The 22,526-nt window shown below is 59.9% G+C and carries 14 protein-coding genes; 4 read left to right on the top strand and 10 right to left on the bottom strand.

The window, feature by feature from the left end:
* Positions 1 to 41: 41 nt before the first annotated feature.
* The gene (locus HUS57_RS01535) at positions 42 to 839 is read left to right on the top strand and encodes an endonuclease/exonuclease/phosphatase family protein (RefSeq protein WP_246727687.1); all 798 of its coding nucleotides are present in this window, start codon (positions 42 to 44) and stop codon (positions 837 to 839) included.
* 40 nt (positions 840 to 879) lie between these two features.
* Here HUS57_RS01535 and HUS57_RS01530 read toward each other — a convergent pair whose 3' ends face one another.
* Complete coding sequence (locus HUS57_RS01530; protein ID WP_173931164.1) at positions 880 to 2,568, bottom strand: electron transfer flavoprotein-ubiquinone oxidoreductase; 1,689 nt, start codon at positions 2,566 to 2,568, stop codon at positions 880 to 882.
* Between the two features lie 285 nt (positions 2,569 to 2,853).
* Entirely contained in the window at positions 2,854 to 3,537 is a 684-nt protein-coding gene (locus tag HUS57_RS01525; protein WP_173931163.1) for an outer membrane protein, read from the bottom strand.
* A 173-nt stretch (positions 3,538 to 3,710) separates the two neighbouring features.
* Here HUS57_RS01525 and HUS57_RS01520 point away from each other — a divergent pair, with 173 nt between their 5' ends.
* Entirely contained in the window at positions 3,711 to 4,550 is an 840-nt protein-coding gene (locus HUS57_RS01520) for a uracil-DNA glycosylase (RefSeq protein WP_173931162.1), read from the top strand.
* A gap of 39 nt (positions 4,551 to 4,589) precedes the next feature.
* On the opposite strand, the gene HUS57_RS01515 is transcribed toward HUS57_RS01520, so the two are convergent.
* Both HUS57_RS01515 and HUS57_RS01510 read right to left on the bottom strand, forming a co-directional pair.
* A complete protein-coding gene (locus HUS57_RS01515) occupies positions 4,590 to 5,546 on the bottom strand; it encodes a DMT family transporter (protein WP_173931161.1) in 957 nt (318 codons plus the stop codon).
* A gap of 76 nt (positions 5,547 to 5,622) precedes the next feature.
* Positions 5,623 to 7,929, bottom strand: coding sequence for a xanthine dehydrogenase family protein molybdopterin-binding subunit (locus HUS57_RS01510; RefSeq protein ID WP_173931160.1), 2,307 nt, complete (start codon positions 7,927 to 7,929; stop codon positions 5,623 to 5,625).
* A 123-nt stretch (positions 7,930 to 8,052) separates the two neighbouring features.
* Here HUS57_RS01510 and pepN point away from each other — a divergent pair, with 123 nt between their 5' ends.
* Together pepN and HUS57_RS01500 are read left to right on the top strand one after the other, a co-directional pair.
* Positions 8,053 to 10,698, top strand: coding sequence for an aminopeptidase N (gene pepN / locus HUS57_RS01505; protein ID WP_173931159.1), 2,646 nt, complete (start codon positions 8,053 to 8,055; stop codon positions 10,696 to 10,698).
* A 134-nt stretch (positions 10,699 to 10,832) separates the two neighbouring features.
* Entirely contained in the window at positions 10,833 to 13,148 is a 2,316-nt protein-coding gene (locus HUS57_RS01500; RefSeq protein ID WP_173931158.1) for a PAS domain-containing sensor histidine kinase, read from the top strand.
* A 91-nt stretch (positions 13,149 to 13,239) separates the two neighbouring features.
* Here the strand turns inward: HUS57_RS01500 and HUS57_RS01495 are convergent, their stop codons facing one another.
* The 6 genes from HUS57_RS01495 to HUS57_RS01470 form a co-directional block, all read right to left on the bottom strand.
* On the bottom strand, positions 13,240 to 16,200 hold the full coding sequence (locus HUS57_RS01495; protein ID WP_173931157.1) for a bifunctional [glutamine synthetase] adenylyltransferase/[glutamine synthetase]-adenylyl-L-tyrosine phosphorylase: 2,961 nt from the start codon (positions 16,198 to 16,200) through the stop codon (positions 13,240 to 13,242).
* Positions 16,201 to 16,259: 59 nt separating this feature from the next.
* A complete protein-coding gene (locus HUS57_RS01490; RefSeq protein ID WP_173931218.1) occupies positions 16,260 to 17,666 on the bottom strand; it encodes a HAMP domain-containing sensor histidine kinase in 1,407 nt (468 codons plus the stop codon).
* Complete coding sequence (locus HUS57_RS01485) at positions 17,663 to 18,337, bottom strand: response regulator transcription factor (protein WP_173931156.1); 675 nt, start codon at positions 18,335 to 18,337, stop codon at positions 17,663 to 17,665. Before HUS57_RS01485 ends, HUS57_RS01490 begins: the two co-directional genes overlap by 4 nt.
* A gap of 94 nt (positions 18,338 to 18,431) precedes the next feature.
* Complete coding sequence (locus HUS57_RS01480) at positions 18,432 to 19,943, bottom strand: DegQ family serine endoprotease (RefSeq protein WP_173931155.1); 1,512 nt, start codon at positions 19,941 to 19,943, stop codon at positions 18,432 to 18,434.
* Positions 19,944 to 20,072: 129 nt separating this feature from the next.
* Complete coding sequence (locus HUS57_RS01475) at positions 20,073 to 20,540, bottom strand: cytochrome c-type biogenesis protein (protein ID WP_173931154.1); 468 nt, start codon at positions 20,538 to 20,540, stop codon at positions 20,073 to 20,075.
* Entirely contained in the window at positions 20,537 to 22,525 is a 1,989-nt protein-coding gene (locus HUS57_RS01470; RefSeq protein WP_173931153.1) for a heme lyase CcmF/NrfE family subunit, read from the bottom strand. Before HUS57_RS01470 ends, HUS57_RS01475 begins: the two co-directional genes overlap by 4 nt.
* Between the last annotated feature and the right edge of the window lies 1 nt (position 22,526).

Genomic DNA, 22,526 nt, shown 5'->3' with positions numbered 1-22,526 from the left:
GTATTTTTTACCGGGGCTGGCGGTCCATCGGAGTGACGGCAGTGCTTTTGGGGATAGCGGCAATAGCATCGGCTGTCGTTCCCTATTCGGCATCGAGCGCAAATACGGCGGCGGCGGTTGCCATCAGCGATGCAGGCCCAGCGCGTTACCGGCTCCTGCATATCAATCTGCGCTACGACAACCCCACGCCTAAGCGGGCACTTTCCCTTATCGGGGCCGCGCAGCCGGACATCATCACCCTGAACGAAGTATCGGCGGAGTGGCGGGAGGAGCTGAAATCGATCGAAACCGCTTATCCGCACCTGCTCTATTGCGACTCGCCCACCGGGATTGGAGGAGTGGCTATTCTTTCGCGCAGGCCGTTCCTGCACCCAACCCTAGCACGTTGCTTCGACCGCGGCTCGCTGGGCATCGCCACGGTGAATATCGCCGGCTCGGCTGTCGATATCGCGGCCCTTCATCTCGGCTGGCCCTGGCCATTTGACAGGCGCCAGCAGATGAGCCGGATATCGCCCGTACTCAATAAGCTTGGGACGACAGCCATCCTTGCGGGCGACTTGAACTCCGCCCCCTGGAGCGCAAGAGCGCGGCAAATAGCCAGCGCTGGCGGGCTCAAGGTGCTAGGCAATGTTGGGCCGACATGGCTTTTCCGGCAGGTTCCCGATTTCCTGCGCCGAACGGTGGGCCTGCCGATTGACAACCTATTTGTGAAGGGTCGGGTAGTGCCTCTTGATACCCGCAGGTTACCGGATGCCGGCTCCGACCACCTGCCCGTCCTGCTCGAGTTCGGCCTGCGGCCGAATGAGGCGAAGGATCGGGACGATGTAATGCGGGTATGACCGCCGGGAAATAGGAGGCTGCTACCTTATTCTCCCGCCTTCACATGTTTTGATAAACGGGCCCTTCCCCGCCCTGCGGCGGCACCCAGTTGATATTCTGGTTCGGATCCTTGATGTCGCAGGTCTTGCAGTGGACGCAGTTCTGGGCATTGATGACAAAGCGTGCATCTGCCACCCTGGCCTTCTCGGAATCCGGCCCCGTCAAGGAGTTGCCGTCGGCGTCCACCCATTCATAAACGCCCGCCGGGCAGTAACGCGTGGAAGGCCCCGCAAAGACCCCGAACTCGGACCTCTTTTGAAGCTCCATGTCGCCGACTTTGAGGTGGACCGGCTGGTTCTCCTCATGGTTGGTGTTGGACAGGAACACGGAGGAAAGCCGGTCGAAGGTCAGGACGCCATCAGGCTTGGGATAGCCGATCGGGCTGTGTCTTTCCGCCGGCTCGATCGACTCGTGATCTGCCTTGCCATGCTTGAGCGTACCGAGGGGAGAAACGCGAAGGAGCGTGTTGAGCCACATATCTAAACCGCCGATCCCGACGCCGACAATCGTGCCAAAGCGCGACCAGAGCGGCTTCACGTTGCGCACCTTCTTCAGGTCCTTGCCAACATCGGATGCGCGCAACGCTTCATCGAAGCCGGAAAGCTCCTCATTGAACCGACCGACGCGGATAGCTTCCTCCACATGCTCAGCCGCCAGTATCCCGGAAAGAACCGCATTGTGCGAACCCTTGATACGGGGGACGTTCACCAGGCCGGCCGAACAGCCCATCAGAAGCCCGCCTGGAAAGGCCATTTTCGGAATGGATTGCCAGCCGCCCTCGGTAATGGCACGCGCGCCATAGCCTATGCGCTTGCCGTCCTCGAAAGTGTCCCTGATCGCCGGGTGCGTCTTGAAGCGCTGGAACTCCTCGAAGGGCGAGAGGTAGGGATTGCGGTAGTTGAGGTGAACAACGAAGCCAACAGCGACGAGATTGTCATCGAAATGATAAAGGAATGAGCCGCCGCCGGTCTGGCGGTCCAGCGGCCAGCCAAAGCTATGTTGCACCAGCCCGCGCTTATGCTTCTCCGGCTTCACTTCCCAGAGTTCCTTGAGCCCGATGCCATATTTCTGCGGCTCGCGCCCCTCATCCAGATGATAGCGGGCAATGAGTTCCTTGGAGAGCGAGCCGCGTGCGCCCTCACCCAACAACACATACTTGCCAAGCAACGCCATTCCCGGCTGATAAGCCGGACCGTGGCTTCCGTCCCGTTCCACGCCCATGTCGCCGGTCACCACGCCAATGACGGCGTTTTCATCGTTGTAGAGCAGTTCGGCAGCGGCAAAGCCGGGATAAATCTCCACTCCCAGCGCTTCGGCCTTCTCCGCCAGCCACCGGCAAACATTGCCTAGAGAGACGATGTAGTTGCCGTGATTGTTCATAAGCGGAGGCATAACGAAATTGGGAATCCGCAACCTGCCCGCTGGTCCAAGAAGAAGGAAATGATCATCAGTGACCGGTGTCGTGAACGGATGCCCTTCCTCCTCCCGCCAACCGGGCAGAAGCCGGTCTATACCGATCGGATCGACAACGGCGCCGGAGAGAATGTGCGCGCCGACCTCGCCGCCTTTTTCCAGAACGACAATCGAAAGGTCGGGGTTGAGCTGCTTCAGCCTGATCGATGCTGCCAGACCCGCCGGTCCTGCACCGACGATGACCACATCGAACTCCATGCTTTCGCGTTCGCTCATCCATCCCTCCAGTCTGAGCATAGTTTGCTTGTCGAGGCTGCCTATAGCCTATCAGCGCGAAAGGGGAAACCATCACGTATGTTCCCGCCGGACGGCCGGTCACCCGCGGAATCGGCAAAAGAGGAAAATAGGGCGCTATGGCGCAAGGTCCGGTCTTTCTTGCGGGGTTGGAGAGTAGTTCATGGCGGCACGCATGTACCCCCTTATGAAAAGGCGGGTCAGCTCTATCGCTTGGAGCCAGCCCGCCATCCCGAAATGGTGTTGCCGGATCAGCCTGCCGCGGTGTCAAAATTTATAAGCAAGTCCGAGCGAGAGCGTGTGCATGGACAAATCCAGATCGTGCTCGCCAACTGCAGGGCTCCCGAACGTGCCGCCACCGAAATCGTAATAGCGGTATTCCCCTCGGGCCAGCAGAGTGCTCGTGATTGCATGTTCGACACCAGCGCCAAGGGTCCAGCCCGTCATACCCTTGTCCTGGGCAAAATCGAAGCTGTCCAGGCGCATCCCGACTTCCGCATGGGCCAACCCTCCGGTCGCGTATAACAGCGTGCGGTCGAGCCCATAGCCGAGGCGCGCGCGGAGCGATCCGAACCAGTCGACTTCTGCATTGGCCGGAGCGGTGGAGAAAGTGAAGTCCTCGTCCATCCATGCCTTGTTGATGTCTCCCTCGACACCGTACACGAACCGACCCGACTGGAAATTGTAACCAGCGAAAGCACCGATGAACCCACCCTTAAGATCAAGCGGGGCCTCCATGCCATCGATCTCGTCGAAAAAATCGGCCTCTCCGTCGAGGTCGGTCCAACCATATCCCCCTTGAATTCCAAGATAGGGGCCACTCCAATCGTACTTTGCCACAGGTACCGGCTGCGGAATCGGCTGGTAGAAGGTTGGATCAGCAGCCCATATAGACCCTGCGGGCGCCATGAAGCAAAAAGACGTAAGAAGCGGTATGCGCAAAACTTTCATGATCTATCCCTTTGTGCTTAACATCTATCGAATGTTTATAATAATCGCTCTTAACATTTTGTTTATATTAAATAACTGCAACTTTATCCAAGCATAACTACAAAATACACTTACCGCCTTCCAAGTCGCTCATCGGCCTTGCATCGGCCGCTCCAAGAGCCGAAATTGGAGCCATGACATCAAAAGCGCTAAACAACCCGGCATATCTTCATGAGCTCCTCGCATTCTACGCCGACGCCGGGGTTGATGAGGCGCTGGCAGAGGAACCGAATGACAGGCTCTCTCCCCAGAAGGCCGCGACGGGCCTAGCGGTCAGTTCAGCCCTTTCCTCCACCACATCCACTGCCCAGCAGCCCCAAGCGGAGAACTCGGTTAGGCTTGCAGCTGCGGCCATTCCCGATGAAGCGCAGGCCGCGCGCGCTCGTGATCTGGCGCGGCAGGCGCAAAGCCTGGAGGAGTTGCGGACGATCCTGACAGATTTCGACGGCTGCAATCTGAAATTTACTGCCAGGAACCTCGTCTTCGCCGATGGCAATCCGCAAGCCGACCTGATGCTGGTGGGCGAAGCGCCGGGACGGGACGAGGATCTGCAAGGCCTGCCCTTCGTGGGTCGTTCCGGCAGGCTGCTCGACCGGATGCTCGCGGCAATCGGCCGGGATCGCACATCGGCCTACATCTCAAACATCATCCCGTGGCGGCCGCCCGGCAACCGCGAGCCGTCACCACTTGAAAGTGAGATTTGCCGTCCCTTCATCGAACGCCACATCGAACTGGTGCGCCCGAAGGTTTTGGTGACGCTGGGTAACCCGTCCACCAAGCTGCTCCTGCAAACCAAGACGGGCATCATGCGCATGCGCGGCACATGGTCCGTTCACACGACTCCAGGCGGGCTTGAAATACCCACCATGCCGACGCTACATCCCGCCTATCTGCTGCGCAACCCGGCGCACAAGAAGCTGGCGTGGCGCGATCTCCTTGCCGTCAAGATGAAACTTGCGGAGTTGGAAGGCTGAAACAGCGGCAAGCCAAGCGAGCCCGGTAAGCTCTTCTGTTCATGATGCAGGCGGAACGAAACGGCGGGCCTTCACGCGCTTAAGGCCAAGCTGGTGCTCCCGCCATATGATGAAAAGGCCGGCGCCGACGACGATCAGCCCGCCGACGAGCGTATAGATCGTCGGCACATCGTTGAAAGCGAAGTAGCCCACCAGAATGGCAAGAATCATGGAGGTGTACTCGAAGGGCGCGATGGTCGACAGCTCCGCATAGCGATAGCACTGGGTCATGAGTACCTGACCGATTCCACCGCAGATACCGGCGGCGGCAAGCGCCGCGATCTGCCAGTTCGTCAGCGGCACCCAACCAAACGGCAGCGTGAAGAACGAGACGATGGTCGCCGTCACGGAAAACCACAGCACGATGGTGGAGGTTTTCTCCGTCATCACCAGGCGCCGCACGAGCAGCATCACGACGGCCGAGGCAGCGGCGGCCAGAAGAACGGCGATCACCCCCAGCGCCTCTCCCTCCCCCATTCCTGCCTCGCCCGTCAGAAGTGTCAGCTTTGGCCAGGCGATGATGACCACACCTACAAAGCCGACAATGACCGCGCTCCAGCGATAGATGCGGACGACCTCGCCGATGAAGATCGCCGAGAAGACCACGACGAGCAGCGGCTGCGCGTAATTCAGCGTGATGGCATCCGGCAGCGGCAGGCGCGTCAGGCCGAAAAAGCCAAGTCCCATGGAGACGACACCGACAAGCCCGCGAAGAACGTGGCTCCAGGGGTGCTGTGTATGAAACGCAGTCGCAAGCTCGTTTCGCCAGGCGATCATGACCATAAGGGGGAAGATGGCGAAAAAGGAACGGAAGAAGACGATCTGCCCCGCCGGCACCGTGCCTGCCGCCTTGATGAAAGACGACATCGCCACGAACACGGCAACGGAGAGGATCTTGAGCGCAATCCCCATCAGCGGTCGGCGCTCGGCAGCGAAATCCCGTTCAGCGACCGTCATGGGGACCTACTTCCGCCCGCCATTCGCACAAGGCCGTTCGGACGCCTGGTTCTTGCGTATAAAAGGAGCGGGTCACTTATGCCTTGCCTTCCATGATGGCTTGCCAGATGCGGGCAGGAGTGGCCGGCATCTCGATATGCGAAATGCCATAGGCACGGTACAGCGCATCTGTCACCGCATTCATAACCGCTGGCGTTGCGCCGATCGTACCAGCCTCCCCGGCACCCTTTATGCCAAGCGCGTTGGTCGTCGAAGGCACATTGCGCGTTTCGAAATGGATGAAGGGCATCAGGTCGGCGCGCGGCATTCCATAATCCATGAAGCTTCCGGTCAAGAGCTGCCCATCCTCGCTGTAAATGGTGTTCTCCGTAAGCGCCTGTCCCACCCCCTGGACAATGCCGCCATGAACCTGGCCTGCAAGAAGAACCGGGTTCACGGTTGCTCCGAAATCATCCACGACCGTATATCCGACGATTTGGGTAGCGCCCGTGGAGGGGTCGATTTCCACTTCGCAGATGTGCGTCCCGTTCGGATATGTGGCTTCCTCCTGTACAAACTCGCCAAAGCCCTTCAGGTCCCCGGGGCTTTTCGCCGCCTTCGCGATTGCGGCGAAATCCATGAAGCGGTCCGTCCCGACAATGCGCGCAACGCCATCTTGAAGCTCAATGTCTGCAGCGGATGCCTCAAGTTCCTCTGCGGCGATCCCGCGGATTTTTTTGGCAAGATCCTCTCCGGCGTGCACCGCAGACACGCCACCGAGCGGGATGGAGCGGGAGCCCCCCGTACCGCCGCCCTTATCCAGCACGTCCGTATCGCCCTGATGAACGCGGATGCGGCCAATGCCGATGTTGAGCTTCTGCGCGACCAGTTGTGAATAGGCGGTTGCGTGTCCCTGGCCATTGGTCTGGGTGCCGATGGCCAGCGTTACTGTACCGTCCTCGTTCAGTGTCAGATGCGCCGGTTCCGAACCGGCGAAAGCGCAGGCCTCGACATAGGTTGCCATTCCGATGCCCCGGATCCGTCCGCGCTCCCGAGCTTCCTGCAACCTGGCCTCAAAATCGTTCCAGCTCGCCCGCTCCATGGCAAGATCCATATGGGCCTCGAATTCACCCACATCGTAGACCCTGCCGGCTGGTGTCCGATAAGGGAACTGCTCCGGCCTGATGAAATTGCGTCGGCGGATCTCGTCAGGGGCATATCCGGTCTGGCGCGCGCATTCGTCGACGAGTTTTTCAATGAGGAACGCCGCCTCCGGCCTTCCTGCTCCGCGATATGCATCTACCGGGCAGGTGTTCGTGTAGATCCCCAGAACGGTGACATCGAGGGCTGGTATATCGTAGACGCCGGTCGACATCGAAGCGCCGAGATAAGGAATACTGGGAGCATATTGGGAGATATAGGCGCCCATATTCGCCACAAGATCGATACGCAGGCCCAGAAAGCGTCCATCCGCGTCGAGGGCCATTTCTGCCGTCGCCAAATTGTCGCGGCCATGTGCATCGGTCAGGAAGTGTTCGCTGCGCTCGCTGGTCCATTTGACCGGTCGCCCGAGACGCTTCGCTGCCTCCAGAACCAGTGCGTATTCGCGGTAGACAAACGCCTTGGTGCCAAAACCGCCTCCCACATCCGGCGTCACTACGCGCAACTTCTCTTGCGGAATGTTGAACACCTGGCTGCACAGGATGCGGCGCATGGAGTGGACGCCCTGGCTGCCGGCGGTCAGTACGAATCGTTCCTCGTCGCCGCGCCACTCCCCGATCGCCGAGCGAGGCTCCATATAGTTGCAGACGAGTCGGTTGTTGCGAAAGGAAATGCGAACAACGCGCTGCGCGTTCCGGAAGGCCTCGTTTGTCGCCTCCTCCTCCCCAATGCGAAAAAGGAATGCGCGGTTCGAGCCAAGCTCCGGCCACACCAGCGGCGCATCTTCCGATAGAGCCGTCGCAGCATCGGTTACGGGCTCTTCGTCCTCATAGTCAATTTCGATGAGGTCGGCCGCATCCTGCGCCTGGGCGCGTGTATCGGCAACGATAAAGGCCACGGCGTCGCCCACATAGCGTACATGCTCACGGCAGAGAATGGGGATGTCACGCGTTGGAGCGCGGCTGCCGTCCGGCTGCTTTCGCATGGCTGTGGATTTCAAATCGCCAAGATGAGCCAAATCCGTGCCGGTAAGAACGAGGTGCACGCCTGGCGCCGCCCTTGCCTCCTCCACCGAGGCGATGGTGAAGCGCGCATTTGCCATCGGCGAGCGCACCACATGACCATGCAAGAGGCCGTCCGGCGCGATGTCATCCGTGTACCGGCCCTGCCCGCGGATGAAGCTTTCGTCCTCCCTGCGCAACACGGATGCGCCCATACCGAATTTCGGTGTGAAGACAGCCATAACAATGTCCTTGAGAGAGCGGGCCGAAAGAAGCAGTAGTGTTGTCGACGGTCTGCTTCGTGTAAAGAGCCAAGCTGAAAATTGTTGGGCCACACGGCCTGCTCGATCCACCGGGAGAACACGATGCGCACCGATACCGGCCAGATATTCCGCTTGGAAGATTACCGTCCGAGCGAATATCTCATTCCGCAGGTGGATCTTGCGTTCAGGCTGGATGCGCATGAAACCGAGGTGACGGCAACGCTCACCGTGGAGCGCCGGTCCGGTGTGGAGGGCGCCAGGCCTCTCGTGCTGGATGGAGATGGGCTTTCGCTGGATTACTTGCTCATCGATGGCGAGCGCGCCGATGGCTCTTCCTACGAAGCGGCACATGATAGCCTGACGATCAGTAAGCTGCCGTCCGCCGAACGCTTCTGCCTGACCATTGGCACGCGCCTCAACCCAGCCGCCAACAAGGCGCTAATGGGCCTTTATCTTTCCAACGGTGTTTTCTGCACCCAGTGCGAAGCGGAGGGCTTCCGCCGCATCACCTATTTCCTTGACCGCCCGGACATACTTTCCGTCTATCGCGTGCGGATAGAGGCTCGAAGGAGCGAGGCACCGCTGCTTCTTTCCAATGGCAATCCCGTCGAAAGCGGGCGGCTTGAGGATGGATGGCATTATGCGGTGTGGCACGATCCCTTCCCTAAGCCGTCCTACCTCTTCGCCCTGGTCGCGGGTGACCTTGGCGCGCTGCATGACAGCTTCACGACCGCCTCGGGGCGCAAGGTGAGCCTCGGCATCTATGTGGAGCATGGCAAGGAGGCGCGCGCAACCTATGCCATGGACGCGCTGAAGCGTTCCATGCGGTGGGACGAGGAGCATTTCGGAAGGGAATACGATCTGAACGTTTTCAACATTGTCGCCGTATCGGACTTCAACATGGGCGCGATGGAGAACAAGGGCCTGAATATCTTCAATGACAAATATGTTCTGGCGGAACCGGACACGGCGACGGACCATGACTACGCCAATATCGAAGCCATCATTGCACATGAATATTTTCACAATTGGACAGGCAATCGAATCACTTGCCGCGATTGGTTCCAGCTTTGCCTGAAGGAGGGGTTGACCGTTTATCGAGATCATGAATTCTCCGCTGATCAGCGTTCACGCCCCGTAAAGCGCATCGCAGAGGTGAAAACCCTGAAAGCCCTTCAATTTCCCGAGGATCAGGGTCCGCTCGCCCATCCAGTTCGGCCGCGCCGGTACCGCGAGATCAACAATTTCTACACGCCGACCGTCTATGAAAAAGGCGCGGAAGTGGTCCGCATGATCCGCACCATCCTTGGCGCCGAACCCTTTCGCGCCGCTATGGACCTCTATTTCGATCGGCATGACGGGCAAGCCGTCACAATCGAAGACTTCCTGGCGTGTTTTGAGGAGGTCTCGAACCACGACCTTTCGCAATTCGCATTGTGGTACCATCAGGCGGGAACGCCAGCCGTAACCGTTCATCCCCATTACGACGCCGATACCAGCGAATATTCCCTGGAGATGGAGCAGTTCATTCCATCAACGCCATCTGAGACACACAAGCGCCCCATGCACATTCCACTGGCATTCGGCCTTTTGGGTCCAGACGGCCAGGATATCGAATATGAGTTCGCGGAAGGCGCGGATGTCGAAGGTGGTGTCATCCATCTGCGCGCGAAGCGTCATCTGGTTCGTTTCCGTGGCGTTGGCGCCCGGCCGGTACTCTCGATCAACCGTGGTTTCTCGGCGCCTATCAACCTGTCGCTTACGATGCGGCAAGAGGATCACATGTTCCTTGCAAGGCATGACCAGGACCTGTTTTCCCGTTGGCAGTCGCTCAACTGGCTGTTTACCGATGAGCTCATCCGCGCCGCGGCATCCATACGCGCCGGCAGTGAACCCGAGTTCAGCGCGGCCATTCTCGACTATCCTGCCGCAATCGCATCAGATACTTCGCTTGAGGCCGCTTATCGCGCGCTGGCGCTGACATTGCCTGCGGAGGCCGACATCGCCCGCGAGATGGGCAGCAATGTCGACCCCGACGCCATTGCCGCAGCACGCAAGTCTCTGCGTCTGGCGATCGCCAATGCCGCCAGCAAGACATTCATGTGCGAATATTCAGATCTTGCGGACCATTTGCCGTTCAGCGCAGATGCGGAAAGCGCGGGCAAGCGCGCGCTGCGCAATGTCTTGCTTGAATATCTTGCCGCTGAATCCAGCGAGCCGTCGCTTGCCCTTTCCCAATTCGAGAGCGCGAAGAACATGACGGACCGCGCCGCCGCCCTTTCCGTGCTCGCCCACCAGTTTCCAGACAGCGCCGCAGCCCAAAAGGCGCTCAAGCACTTCGAGAAACGTTATCGCGACAACCCGTTGGTGCTCGACAAGTGGTTCCTCATTCAGTCGACCATTCCCGGCGAAAAGACAGTGGACCTTGTGCGCGAGCTGATGGAGCATCCGGCATTCTCGATCACCAACCCCAACCGCGTCCGTTCGCTCATCGGGGCATTCGCCTCAAGCAATCAGACAGGCTTCCATAGGGCCGATGGGGAAGGTTACCGTTTTACCGCGCAAACCGTCCTAAACGTCGAAGAGCACAATCCGCAAGTGGCTGCACGGTTGGCCATCGCCTTCCGGTCCTGGCGGTCGCTGGAGAAAGGACGCCAGGAGCATGCGCGCGAAGCTCTTTCGATGATAGCGCGCAAGCGGGGACTCTCGCGCGACCTCAACGATATCATCGAGCGTACGCTGGCCTAGAAGCGCCGCTGATTGCCATTTTTTCGCTGCCCTCTGGACAAGGGGAATCGCCTTTGATTCCTTAGTGGCGATTCGCAGGTACGCGTTCGCGAATCGACTAGCGGCAACAAAACTATTTTGAGGGGCCCCATCATATGACACGGGGGAACGCGTGGACATTGCCTGGAAGCGCGCTTTCAAAGCGGAGAAGCGAGCGCGAAGCCGTCCTTGCCGGCAATGCCAAGGTAATCGCTGCGCCCGCCTATGAGCGCCTCCTGGCGCTGGAGCCTTATCTGCGGCGGGCTATTCCCGTCCTTATCATCCTCTTCCTGCTTGTGATTGCCGCGACGCGCTTTCTCACTCTCATGAGCTGGCATGAGGACATTGAGCGCGATGCCAGAACGCTGCTGGGTCTGACGGCGAACAATCTCGCCCAGTCTATAGAGCTCGCCGACGAGGGCAGCATCCCGGATACACAGCGGCTTCAGCAACTCATCGATCAGGCAGCATTGCGCGCCGGACGTGGTGATTACATGCTCGCCGTCACCGATGCGCGTTTCGTGGTGCTTGCCACCTCGCCGGAAGGTCAGGAGATGCTAGGGCGGCCGCTCGATGCCTTCATCTCCGGCGGCCAGCCCCTGTTCATGTTTGGAGAACGAGCGGGCGTACTCGATGTTCGCATTGGGGGCGCCGACTGGCTGGCTTCCGCAACCGTTCTGAGCGATGAAGGGGGAGCCGCGCTAGCGCTTGCCAAGCAGGATAGTATCTTCAGCGATTGGCGGCGCGCAGCTTCTTTGAACGTGACGCTCTTTGTTCTCACGGCAGGCGTACTGATCATCATCCTTTACGGCTATTTCAGTCAGGCAGCGCGCGCGCAGACGGCGGACCGGATCTATCTTCAGGCCCATCAGCGGATCGACCTTGCCCTGGCGCGCGGCAAATGCGGCCTGTGGGACTGGGACATGGCACGCGGAAAGATGTACTGGTCACGTTCCATGTACGAGATGCTGGGTTATCAAGCCGCTGATGTCATGCTGTCCTTCGGCGATGTCGCAAGCCTGATCCATCCCGACGATGCTGACTTGTTCTCGGTCGCAAACCGCATAGTCGCACGTGAAATCGATCACATCGATAAGATCTTCCGTATGCGTCATGCGGACGGCCGCTGGATCTGGACACGGGCGAGAGCGCAGGTGGTCGATCCCAATGCGCCCGAAATTCACCTGATCGGTATTGCCGTGGACATTACGGAACAGCGCACGCTCGTCCAGCAATCGGAGGTGGCAGACCAGCGGCTGCGCACCGCCATCGAAAACATCACCGAGTCCTTTGTGCTTTGGGATGCCGCAGGCAGGCTTGTGATGTGCAACAGCAAGTACCAGCAGGACACAGGGCTTTCGCGCGAGGAGATCGTGCCGGGCGTGAGCCGGCAGGCAATCGAATCCCAGATGACCCCCGTGCCCTACGAGCGACGCCTGACAGGCGCGGCAGACGCGCGCGCAGGCGTGACCTACGAACGGCAGCTTGCCGATGGGCGCTGGTTGCAGGTAACGGAGCTGAAGACTCGCGACGGCGGCACCGTCTCGGTGGGTACCGACATTACGCAGATCAAGAAGCATCAGGAAAAGCTGGTCGAAAGCGAACGCCGGCTCATGGCAACGATTCACGACCTTTCGCTGGCACGCCGGGCCGAGCAGGAACGAAGTGAGGAGCTTGTGGAGCTCAATCGCAAATATATGCGCGAGACCGAGCGTGCGGAGGCGGCAAACCGCGCGAAATCCGAGTTCCTCGCCAACATGTCGCATGAACTGCGTACGCCGCTGAACGCGATCATCGGCTTTTCCGAGCTCATGCAGTCAAAATTGTTTGGCCCACTCGGTTCGGAGCGCTACGAGGAATATCTCGGCGACATTTATGCGAGTGGCACCTACCTCCTGGGCGTCATCAACGACATACTCGACATGTCCAAGATCGAGGCCGGGCAGTTCTCCATCAATCCCGAGGAAGTAGACCTGCGCCCCATTATCAGTGAAACGGTGCGGGTCGTTTCGTTGCAAGCGGGCAAGAAGAATATTGAAGTGGATACCGATATTCCCCCCACCCTTCCGCTTCATGCCGATCCGCGCGCGGTAAAGCAGATTCTCATCAACCTCATGTCCAACGCGGTGAAGTTCACTGGGAATGGCGGGAAGGTTTTGCTGAGGGCGCGCGCCTATCCGCGCTATGTGACGCTGACGATCGAGGATACCGGATGCGGGATTCCCCGCGCTGCCCTCAAGAAGCTGGGGCGGCCATTCGAGCAGGTGGAAAACCAGTTTTCCAAGAGCCATAACGGCTCAGGTCTCGGGCTTGCCATATCCCGCTCGCTTGCCGAGCTTCATGGCGGGGCGCTGCGCATCCGTTCCACGGAAGGTAAAGGCACCGTCGTTTCCGTGCGCCTGCCGATCCGTTCGCAGGCCATCGCGGCTTAGGTCGTCAAGCGTTCACGGAAAGAGAAACGTCCTAAGTTCCCGTTTATCGGAATTCCCAGCGGAAAAACGAGATCCATTTTTCCTGGAAATTCTACCTGCCTTTCAGCAGCCGGTCGAAATGTTCCCGCACCCGTTTCACCGTCTCTCGCAAATGGGCTTCGAGCACACCGATATCCGGTAGATCGACGCTGCGTAAAAGGAGATCGGCAAGGCCCGGAGGCACATCCTTCGGGTCAAGGGGGCCGGTAAGGCAGAGGCGCAGAATCTGCGTTACAACCATGTAGAGCCGGTAGGCGGATGCAAGTTCGTCCCGTGTCCGGCCATCCGCGAAGGAGGGCGAAAGAACCGCCAGCGCTTCGCCCGTGGCCCTCGGGCGGGGAGATGCACTTACATTGCCCGACAGTGCAGCCACCTGCGCAATAAATTCCAGGTCGATGACGCCGCCGGAAACCAGCTTCAGGTCCCATACACTCCGGGCCGGCTTCTCCTTCTCCAAAAGCTCCCGCATCTCAACCGCATCGCTTGCGAGCTTGCCGAAGTCGCGCGGCATTGAAACGATAGCCTCCACCTCCGCCCTTACTTCCTGACAAAGGGTGTCGTCCCCTGCGACGGGCCGCCCGCGAGTGAGCGCCATATGTTCCCAGGTCCAGGCCTCGGTGCGCTGATATTTTCGGAAAGCGTCTATATGTGTTGCCACTGGCCCCTTGTTGCCGGAAGGGCGCAGGCGCAGATCAAGCTCAAACAGAACGCCCTCTGCGGTGGGCGCCGAGACGGCAGCGATAAGGCGCTGTGTCAGCCGTGCATAATAATGCGGAGGTGCAAGCGGTTTCGCACCCACGGATTCGTCGGCGTCCGGCGCATGATCGTATAGCAGAATGAGATCGACGTCTGATCCGGCCGTCAGTTCACGGCTGCCGAGCCGGCCCATGCCCAGGATCGCAACGCGACCGCCCTTCACATGGCCATGGGTAATGGCGAATTCCTCCAGAACAGCGTTAAAAGCCGCCCCGATGGTAAGATCGGCAAGATCGGAGAAGGCCCTTCCGGCACGAACGGCATCGATGCTGCCGGTTAGGAGCCGAATGCCGATCAGAAACTTCTTCTCGGAAGCAAAGATGCGCAGCCGGTCAAGAATCTCCTCGAACGTGCGCGCACCTGCCAGGAAAATGCTAAGCCGTTCTGCAAGGTAGGCTCGGTCTGGCGGTTCCGAAAGCAGGGCCGGATCTAAAAGGCCGTCAAAGACATGGGGACGCCGGGTGATGATGGCGGCAAGCCGCGGAGCTGCCCCCATGATGGTCACCAGCAGGTCGAGAAGACGAGGTTGCGATTGCAGGAGCGAGAATAGCTGGATGCCTGCGGGCAGTCCGGAAAGAAACTCGTCAAAGCGCAGCAGCGCCTCGTCGGCTCGCCGCGTATTGCCGAAAGCTTCCAGAAGCGCCGGCGTGAGCTCCGTCAGCCGCTCGCGCGCTTCAGCGGATCGTGTGGCCCGATAGCGCCCGAAGTGCCATCCGCGAATGACCCGGCATATATCGCTTGGGCGTTCGAAACCGAGCGCGGCGAGCGTGGCGAGGGTATCGGGATCGTCAACATCGCCGGTGAAGACCAGATTGCCCATGCCGCGCGTAAGCTGCGGTGCCGTCTCGAAGAGGGCGGCATAGTGTTGCTCCACAGTTTGCAATGCTCTGCGGAACGTCGCCGCAAAGTGTTCCGCGGTCTCATAACCCAGCATCAACCCGATGCGGCGGAGCTCCTCATCCGTATCAGGAAGCAGATGGGTCTGTTCGTCCCTCACCATCTGCACGGCATTTTCCACCCGCCGCAGGAACCAGTATTGCGCAATCATTGCGTCGCCTGCTTCCCGGGTGATCCAGCGGCGTTCCGCCAGCATGTCGAGCATCTCGGCCGTATTACGGCCACGCAGTTCAGGAAAGCGGCCGCCGGCGATCAATTGCTGAGTCTGGACGAAAAACTCGATTTCGCGAATTCCTCCCCGGCCAAGCTTCACATTGTGCCCCAAGACGGCGATAGCGCCATGTCCCTTATGGGCGTGGATTTGCCGCTTGATGGAATGAACGTCGGCAATAGCCGCGAAATCGAGATATTTCCGCCAGACATAAGGCTGAAGCTCGGCCAGGAAGGCAGCGCCCGCTTTCACATCGCCTGCGACCGCCCGTGCCTTGATCATCGCCGCGCGCTCCCAGTTCTGGCCGCGGCTTTCGTAATAGATGAGCGCCGCCTCCACCGGGATCGCCAACGGAGTGGAACCGGGATCTGGGCGAAGCCGCAGATCGGTGCGGAAAACGTAACCGTCTTCGGTGCGATCGTGAAGAATCCTTACCAGGCGCCGCGTCAACCTGACAAAAAGCTCCGACGCCTCCATGGGATCAGGAATGGCCGGAGCTTCAGGATCGATAAGGGCGATGAGGTCGATATCGGAGGAGTAATTCAACTCGTGAGCGCCCAGTTTCCCCATGGCCAGTATGATCCAGCCACAGCCTGGCCGCGGCTCGGCCGGATCGGCCAACCGCAATCTGCCTTGCCGATGGGCGTCACGAAGCAGGAAATCGACAGCGGCGTTCAGGCAATTTCCGGCAAGGGTACTCAGCCTCTCCACCGTCGTCCGCACGTCGGCATGACCGGCCAGATCGTCCAGCGCAATCAGGAAATGCGCTTCGCGTTTATAACGGCGTAGCGCTTTCATGACACTGGCTTCGCTTGCCTCTTCGGCAAACGGCACGGCAGCTATGGCTGCATTGAGCGCTTCAAGGCGCGTCCTCAATCCCTCGTCAAAAAGCGCTTCGAGACTCCAAGGCATAGAGCGGGCGCAGTCCCGCAGATAGGGCGAAAGATTGAAGACTGCGCCAAGGAAAGCCGCTAATCTGCTATCGCCTGCAAGAAGCACGGATAACCGCGGACATTTTTTTTCGCCAGCGATCTCCGCAAGGTCGGCGAGTTCCTCCTGCGCATGAGCAGAATCAAGGGGAGCAAGCGCGCGGACCGGACCACCGAACCACCTCGTGCCATCTTCGCCTTTTGCGGTCGCTTCAAACACTTACCCAGCAATCCTCTTTTGCTGCCGCCTCCCCCGCGGCATGGCGCGAGCCTGAACGATTATTTACTCTTCCCTTTCGGGAAGACCATCGCAACGGAAAGTCCATCGTTCTTGCCTGAAAGCTCCAACGCGCCGGCGTGGAAGGTCATGACCGCCTTGGCGAGGCTGAGACCGAGACCCGAGCCTGGCTGGCTGCGGCTTGCCTCCAGACGCACGAAACGTTCCATCGCCCGCTCGCGGTCGGCCGCGGGAATGCCTGGCCCGTTGTCACTAACAACGAGGCGGGCCGAAGCGGCATCCGTGTGAAGCGAAACCATGACGGTGGGCTTTTCAGTCGCTTCTGCCGAGTATTTTATCGCATTATCCACAATGTTGGAGAGCGCCTGTCCGATGAGTTCCCGATTACCGTCGACACGCACGGTCTCTGCCACCTTGAACCCGAGGGCCACCCCCATCTCTTCTGCCACCGGCTCGTAAAGCTCCACAACGTCCGCCACGATAGCGGCAAGATCAATGTCCTCTGTACTATCGGCCGAGGAACCGGCCTCAAGCCGCGAGATCATCAGGATCGCGTTGAAGGTGCGGATAAGCTGATCTGATTCGGCGATAGTCTGCTCGAGCGCCTCGTGCGCGGCAGAAGGGTCGGCGCTTCGGCTCAATGCGGCCTCCGCCCGGTTTCGCAGGCGCGTCAGTGGCGTCTTGAGGTCATGGGCGATATTCGCCGAAACCTGTTTTAGCCCTTCGTTCAGGGCCGCGATCCGGTCGAGCATCAGGTTCAGGTTTTCTGATAAGCGGTCGAATTCATCCCCCGCTCCCGTGACCGGCAGCCGGCGTCCCAGATCACCACCCATGATCTGGCGGCTGGCTTCCGATACGCTGTCTATGCGCCTGAGCGCTCGTCGCCCAACAAACAACCAGATGAGCAATGCCCCGAAACCCATCATGCCGAGTGCAACAACCAGCGCCCTCCGCATGACACCACGGAATTGTTCCGGCTCCCCAAGATCTCGTCCCACCAGCAGGATCATTTGGTTGGGAAGGCGGATAATCTGGGCGACAGCCGAGTGGTTTTTCTCTCCGGGAGATTCCCCTTCTCCAAAACGGCGATAGGTGAATGCACGCGCTGTCCATCCGGGGTCATCGAGCACACCCGGCTGAAGACTTTCCACATTGCCAGCAAGGATGAGCCCGGAAGGATCTGCGATCAGATAGAGATTGGCCCCGGGCTGGCGGGCACGGATCTCCATCACGCGCACAAGTCGGGGCAGGCCGCCCCGTTGATAGGCCCGTCCAAGGCCGCTCACTTCTTCAAGAATAGCCTCACGCGTCTGCGCCGTGAGCATGCGCGTGGAAAGCGAGCTGACATAGACGACGAGCACGACCGCGCAGGCCGTGAAAAGGATTAGATAAAGGGCGGAAAGCCGGGCCGCCGTCGTCCTCATGATTGGTGGGAGAGCCGTCATCAGTCGGCTCTGAGCATATAGCCGGCTCCGCGTACCGTATGAAGAACAGGCTTGTCGAAGCCCTTCTCGATTTTCCCGCGCAATCGCGAAATGTGGACGTCGATCACATTAGTTTGGGGGTCGAAATGATAGTCCCAGACATTTTCCAGCAGCATGGTACGTGTTACCACCTGTCCTGCATGGCGCATGAGATATTCCAGCAGCCTGAATTCACGGGGCTGCAGGGTTATTTCCTGGCCATTGCGCTTGACCGTGTGGGAGAGGCGGTCGAGTTCCAGATCGCCGACACGGTAAAGCGTTTCCACGTCCCGGCTTCCCGCACGGCGTTTCAACACCTCGACACGGGCCAGCAGTTCCGAGAAGGCATAGGGCTTTGTCAGATAGTCATCCCCACCGGCGCGCAAACCCGTCACTCGATCGTCCACCTCGCCCAAGGCGGAGAGGATGAGCGCCGGCGTCGTATCGCCTTTTGCGCGTAGCCCAGCTATAACGGAGAGCCCATCGCGGCGGGGTAGCATCCGGTCGATCACAAAGACATCGTAGCCGCCCTCTTCAGCAAGGGCGAAGCCCGTTTCGCCATCAACCGCAACGTCAGCCACATGACCGGCCTCGGCGAAGGCTTTCTTGAGAAACCCCGCGGCTTCCCGGTCGTCTTCTATTATCAGAATTCTCATGCAGCCCACACTACATGCAATGCGCACCCGCCCGCATGCCAGGACGGCCGCACGGGACAGCGTTGCCGCCCCGCACGGGCCATCCTGCGGTTTCTCAGCCGATCGGCAGAGCCACGAAACGATTGCCGTCCTCGCGCTCGATCTGCACCAGAACAGCCGTCCGCCCCGCATCGGATGCCGACTCGATCGCTGCCGTCACATCCTCAACTGAGCTTACCTGCCGTGAATTGATGGCGCGGATGACATCGCCGGGCTGAATGCCATTATCATCGGCAGCGCTTCCCGGCTCCACATTCGTGACAATCAACCCTTCGCCATCCTCGGCAGGCGTGACCGTCAGGCCGAAGCTGGTCGTTGTAGCCGACGGATCTTGCGTCCCCTCGCTCTCGGGCGATGCTGCCGCGCTTTGCTCGGAGCCAGGCATCTCGCCAAGTTCAACCGAGAGTTCAACGGTCTCGTTGTTGCGCCACAGGGTCACTTCCACCGTTTCGCCAGGATCCCTCTCGGCAATTGCACGCGCAAGGGCTCTCGGCGAATCGATACGCCGGCCATTAACGGCGGTAATCACATCGCCAGGGCGGATGCCGGCCCGGGCTGCCGGCTCACCCTGATTGGAATCGACGATCAGGGCGCCGCTGTTCTCCTCCAGCCCGAGCGATTCGGCGATGGGGCCCGTCAGCGGCTGGATTTGGACGCCAAGCCACCCACGCCTGACCGTTCCGTCTTCAATCAGATCCTCGACGACAGTCTTGGCAAGTGATGCAGGTATGGCAAAGGCGATACCAACATTGCCCCCCGACGGTGAAAAGATAGCCGTATTCACACCAACCACCTGGCCTGCAAGATTGAACGCCGGACCGCCTGAATTGCCGCGGTTTACAGCGGCGTCGATCTGGATGAAGTCGTCATAGGGGCCCGCGCCGATCTCGCGCCCGCGCGCCGAGACAATTCCCGCAGTCACTGTGCCGCCAAGACCGAAGGGATTGCCGACGGCTACTACCCAATCGCCCACACGTACGGTGTTGTCATCGGCGAATTCTACATAGGTGAACTCGTAATCTGCATTGACCTTGAGTACGGCAAGATCCGTGCGCTCGTCTGTGCCAACAAGTTCGGCCTTGAACTCGGTGCCATCATCGAGAGCGACGAGGTATTCGTTGCCTCCGTCGATCACATGGTTGTTGGTGACAAGATAACCATCCGCAGAGATGAAGAAGCCCGACCCCTGCGCAATGGGCCGCACGCGCTGGCGCGGTTGCTGCCCTTGTCTCGGAGGCTCCCGGAACTGATCGAAGAAGCGGCGTAGGGGGTGATTCTCCGGAAGGTTCTCGAAGCCCGGCATATCGAAGAATGGAGCAACGACCTCGCCGGGAGGCGGAGCTTCGCCGCGCACCCTCACGCTGACGACTGCTGGCGATACCGCGTCCACGACATCGGCAAAGCTCGGTGCCTGAACCGGCTGCTCAAGACGAACCGGGTCAGCCATCACAGTGCCTGGCACCATACTCGCCGCACCGAAACCCACTGCACCTGCAATCGCCAAAGAAGCGGCGGCCGCCACGAGGCGCATGCGCGTTCTGGACAGTACACTTCGTTCTGAAGTCATCGAAACCAGCTCCCTTTGCTGTCGAACCTAGATCTCATAGTCCTAATCTTGGCTCAACAGATAGGCCACGCCACCTTACGATGCCATTTCCAGGTGATGAAACTTTTGTAATGTGAGCCGCCGTCGCGTTTAATCACCTTCCTTGAGGATTTTCTCCAGCACAGCCTCCTCCTCCACGCTAAGTGGAGTGGCCGCATGAGCGTGGCGGCGAAATGCCATGAATGCAAGGAGGCCACCGCAGAGAAGAAGAAGGAGGGGCGTGGCCCAAAGCAGCGCGTTGCGGGCGCTGAGCTGCGGCTTCAGCAGAACGAATTCGCCGTAGCGCGAGACAACATAGTCGATCACTTCCTGATCCGTATCACCAGCCTCGATGCGATCCCGCACCAGTAAGCGCAGGTCGCGAGCCAGTTCTGCCTCGGAATCATCGATGGATTGGTTCTGGCAAACCATGCAGCGCAGTTGCGAAGAGAGCTCCCGAGCACGGGTTTCCAGCTCGGGATCAGCTAGAATCTCGTCCGGCTGGACCGCCACTGCAGGAGCCGCCGCGGCGAGCGAAAGCACCAATGCGACCAGCAGCGAAAGGAGGCGCTCTCTCATCGCGCGCTCTTGCCTGCTGTGGCAGTAGCAGCCCTTCGAGGTGCCGGTACGCCGACGCGCAAGCGCCTGTCCATAAGCGAAACGGCGCCGCCAACCATCATCACCACAGCGCCAAGCCAGATTAAGGTTACCATAGGCTTCCACCAGACCCGCACCACGAGTCCGTCGTCGGAGACATTGTCCCCTATTGAGACATAGAGCTGGCTGAGCCCGATGGTGCGGATGCCGGCTTCGGTCGTGGGCATGCCGCGAGCCGTATAGAGACGCTTCGATGATATGATCTCGCCGCGCACCACTCCACCGGAAAACAAGGTGAAGGCGGCGCGATCCTCGGTGTAGTTGGGACCGGTGAATGGACCCATATTGTCAAAGCGCAGGTGATAATCCGCGATCTCCACCGTCTCCCCCGGACGCATCACCAGGATCCGCTCGACTTCAAGCGTCGTCACGCAGACAATCCCGAGCACCGTCAGCCCCAGCCCTGCATGGGCAAGAGCCGTGCCGAACATGGAAAGGGGGAGGCCCACCAACCTGCGCAGCGCCATTCGCGGCGCGACTTTGCCAATACCGGCCTTGAGGGCGAGGTCTGTTACTGCGCCGAGTACAAGCCATAAACCGAGCGCCATCCCTATCGCCGAGAGAGCCGAGGCGCGATCGATCAGCAGATAGCCCGCCAGGCTGCAAATGGCCGACAGTGCAAAGGCAACCTGGAGCCGCTGGGTTGCGGCGAGAAGATCGCCTCGTTTCCAGGCGAGCAATGGCCCGAATGGCACGGCGGCAAGCAGCGGGAGAAAGAGGGGAATGAAGGTAAGATTGAAGAAGGGAGCGCCCACCGAAATCTTTTCGCCCGTAAGCGCCTCGACCAGCAGGGGGTAGAGCGTTCCGACGAGCACCGTAGCCGCCGCTGTGGTCAGCAGCAGGTTGTTGAGGACGAGCGCTCCCTCCCGCGAGATCGGATGGAACAGGCCGCCCGGCGTCAGCGCTGCGGCACGGAGGGCAAATAGAGCAAGCGCGCCGCCGATGAAGAAGACGAGAATTGCCAGGATGAACACGCCCCGCGAAGGATCGGTGGCAAAGGCGTGCACGGATGTGAGCACGCCGGAACGCACGAGGAATGTGCCGAGCAGAGACAGGGAGAAGGTCAAGATGGCGAGCAGCACGGTCCAGATTTTCAGTGCGGACCGCTTCTCCATCACGATCGCCGAATGAAGCAGCGCCGTCCCTGAAAGCCATGGCAGGAACGAGGCGTTTTCCACCGGATCCCAGAACCAGAAGCCGCCCCAGCCCAGCTCGTAATAGGCCCAGTAGGAGCCCATGGCGATGCCGCCGGTAAGAAAGGCCCACGCCGCCAAAGTCCATGGCCGCACCCAACGCGCCCAGGCGGCATCGACCCGCCCGTCGATCAGCGCAGCGACCGCAAAGGAGAAGGAAATCGAAAAGCCTACATAGCCGAGATAAAGCAGCGGCGGGTGAATCGCCAATCCGATGTCCTGCAGGATCGGGTTCAGGTCCCTGCCCTCGATCGGCGGCGGTACGAGGCGGGTAAAGGGATTGGACGTCAGCAGGATGAAAAGGAGAAAGGCAGTGGCAATCAGTCCCTGAACGGCAAGCACATTGGCCCTCAAGGTCGGTGGCAGGTTGCGGCCGAATGCGGCCACAAGTGCGCCGAAAAGGGCAAGAATGAGTACCCACAGGAGCATGGAACCTTCATGGTTGCCCCACGTGCCAGTGATCTTGAAGAGAAGCGGTTTGGCCGAATGGGAGTTCTCCCAGACGTTGAGTACCGAAAAGTCGGACTGGACATAAGCAAATGTTAGGGCAGCGAATGCCGCAGCCGTCAGCCCGAAAACCGTGATTGCGGCAGGCTCACCCATGCGCATGAGCGCGGAATGGCCTAGCCGAGCGCCCACGAGTGGTGCAAATGATTGCACAAGCGCCAGAGCTAGCGCCAGAACAAGGGCGAAGTGGCCGAGTTCTACGCTCATT

The organism is Chelativorans sp. Marseille-P2723, from assembly GCF_902809845.1.
GTDB lineage: Bacteria > Pseudomonadota > Alphaproteobacteria > Rhizobiales > Rhizobiaceae > Chelativorans.
This window is presented reverse-complemented; position numbering and strand designations above follow the sequence as displayed.

Coding starts and splice junctions, on each gene's coding strand:
- HUS57_RS01520 (WP_173931162.1), top strand. CDS start 3,711: ATGACATCAAAAGCGCTAAACAACCCGGCATATCTTCATGAGCTCCTC.
- HUS57_RS01475 (WP_173931154.1), bottom strand. CDS start 20,540: ATGAGAGAGCGCCTCCTTTCGCTGCTGGTCGCATTGGTGCTTTCGCTC.
- HUS57_RS01470 (WP_173931153.1), bottom strand. CDS start 22,525: ATGAGCGTAGAACTCGGCCACTTCGCCCTTGTTCTGGCGCTAGCTCTG.
- HUS57_RS01510 (WP_173931160.1), bottom strand. CDS start 7,929: ATGGCTGTCTTCACACCGAAATTCGGTATGGGCGCATCCGTGTTGCGC.
- HUS57_RS01530 (WP_173931164.1), bottom strand. CDS start 2,568: ATGAGCGAACGCGAAAGCATGGAGTTCGATGTGGTCATCGTCGGTGCA.
- pepN (WP_173931159.1), top strand. CDS start 8,053: ATGCGCACCGATACCGGCCAGATATTCCGCTTGGAAGATTACCGTCCG.
- HUS57_RS01515 (WP_173931161.1), bottom strand. CDS start 5,546: ATGACGGTCGCTGAACGGGATTTCGCTGCCGAGCGCCGACCGCTGATG.
- HUS57_RS01500 (WP_173931158.1), top strand. CDS start 10,833: ATGACACGGGGGAACGCGTGGACATTGCCTGGAAGCGCGCTTTCAAAG.
- HUS57_RS01525 (WP_173931163.1), bottom strand. CDS start 3,537: ATGAAAGTTTTGCGCATACCGCTTCTTACGTCTTTTTGCTTCATGGCG.
- HUS57_RS01485 (WP_173931156.1), bottom strand. CDS start 18,337: ATGAGAATTCTGATAATAGAAGACGACCGGGAAGCCGCGGGGTTTCTC.
- HUS57_RS01480 (WP_173931155.1), bottom strand. CDS start 19,943: ATGACTTCAGAACGAAGTGTACTGTCCAGAACGCGCATGCGCCTCGTG.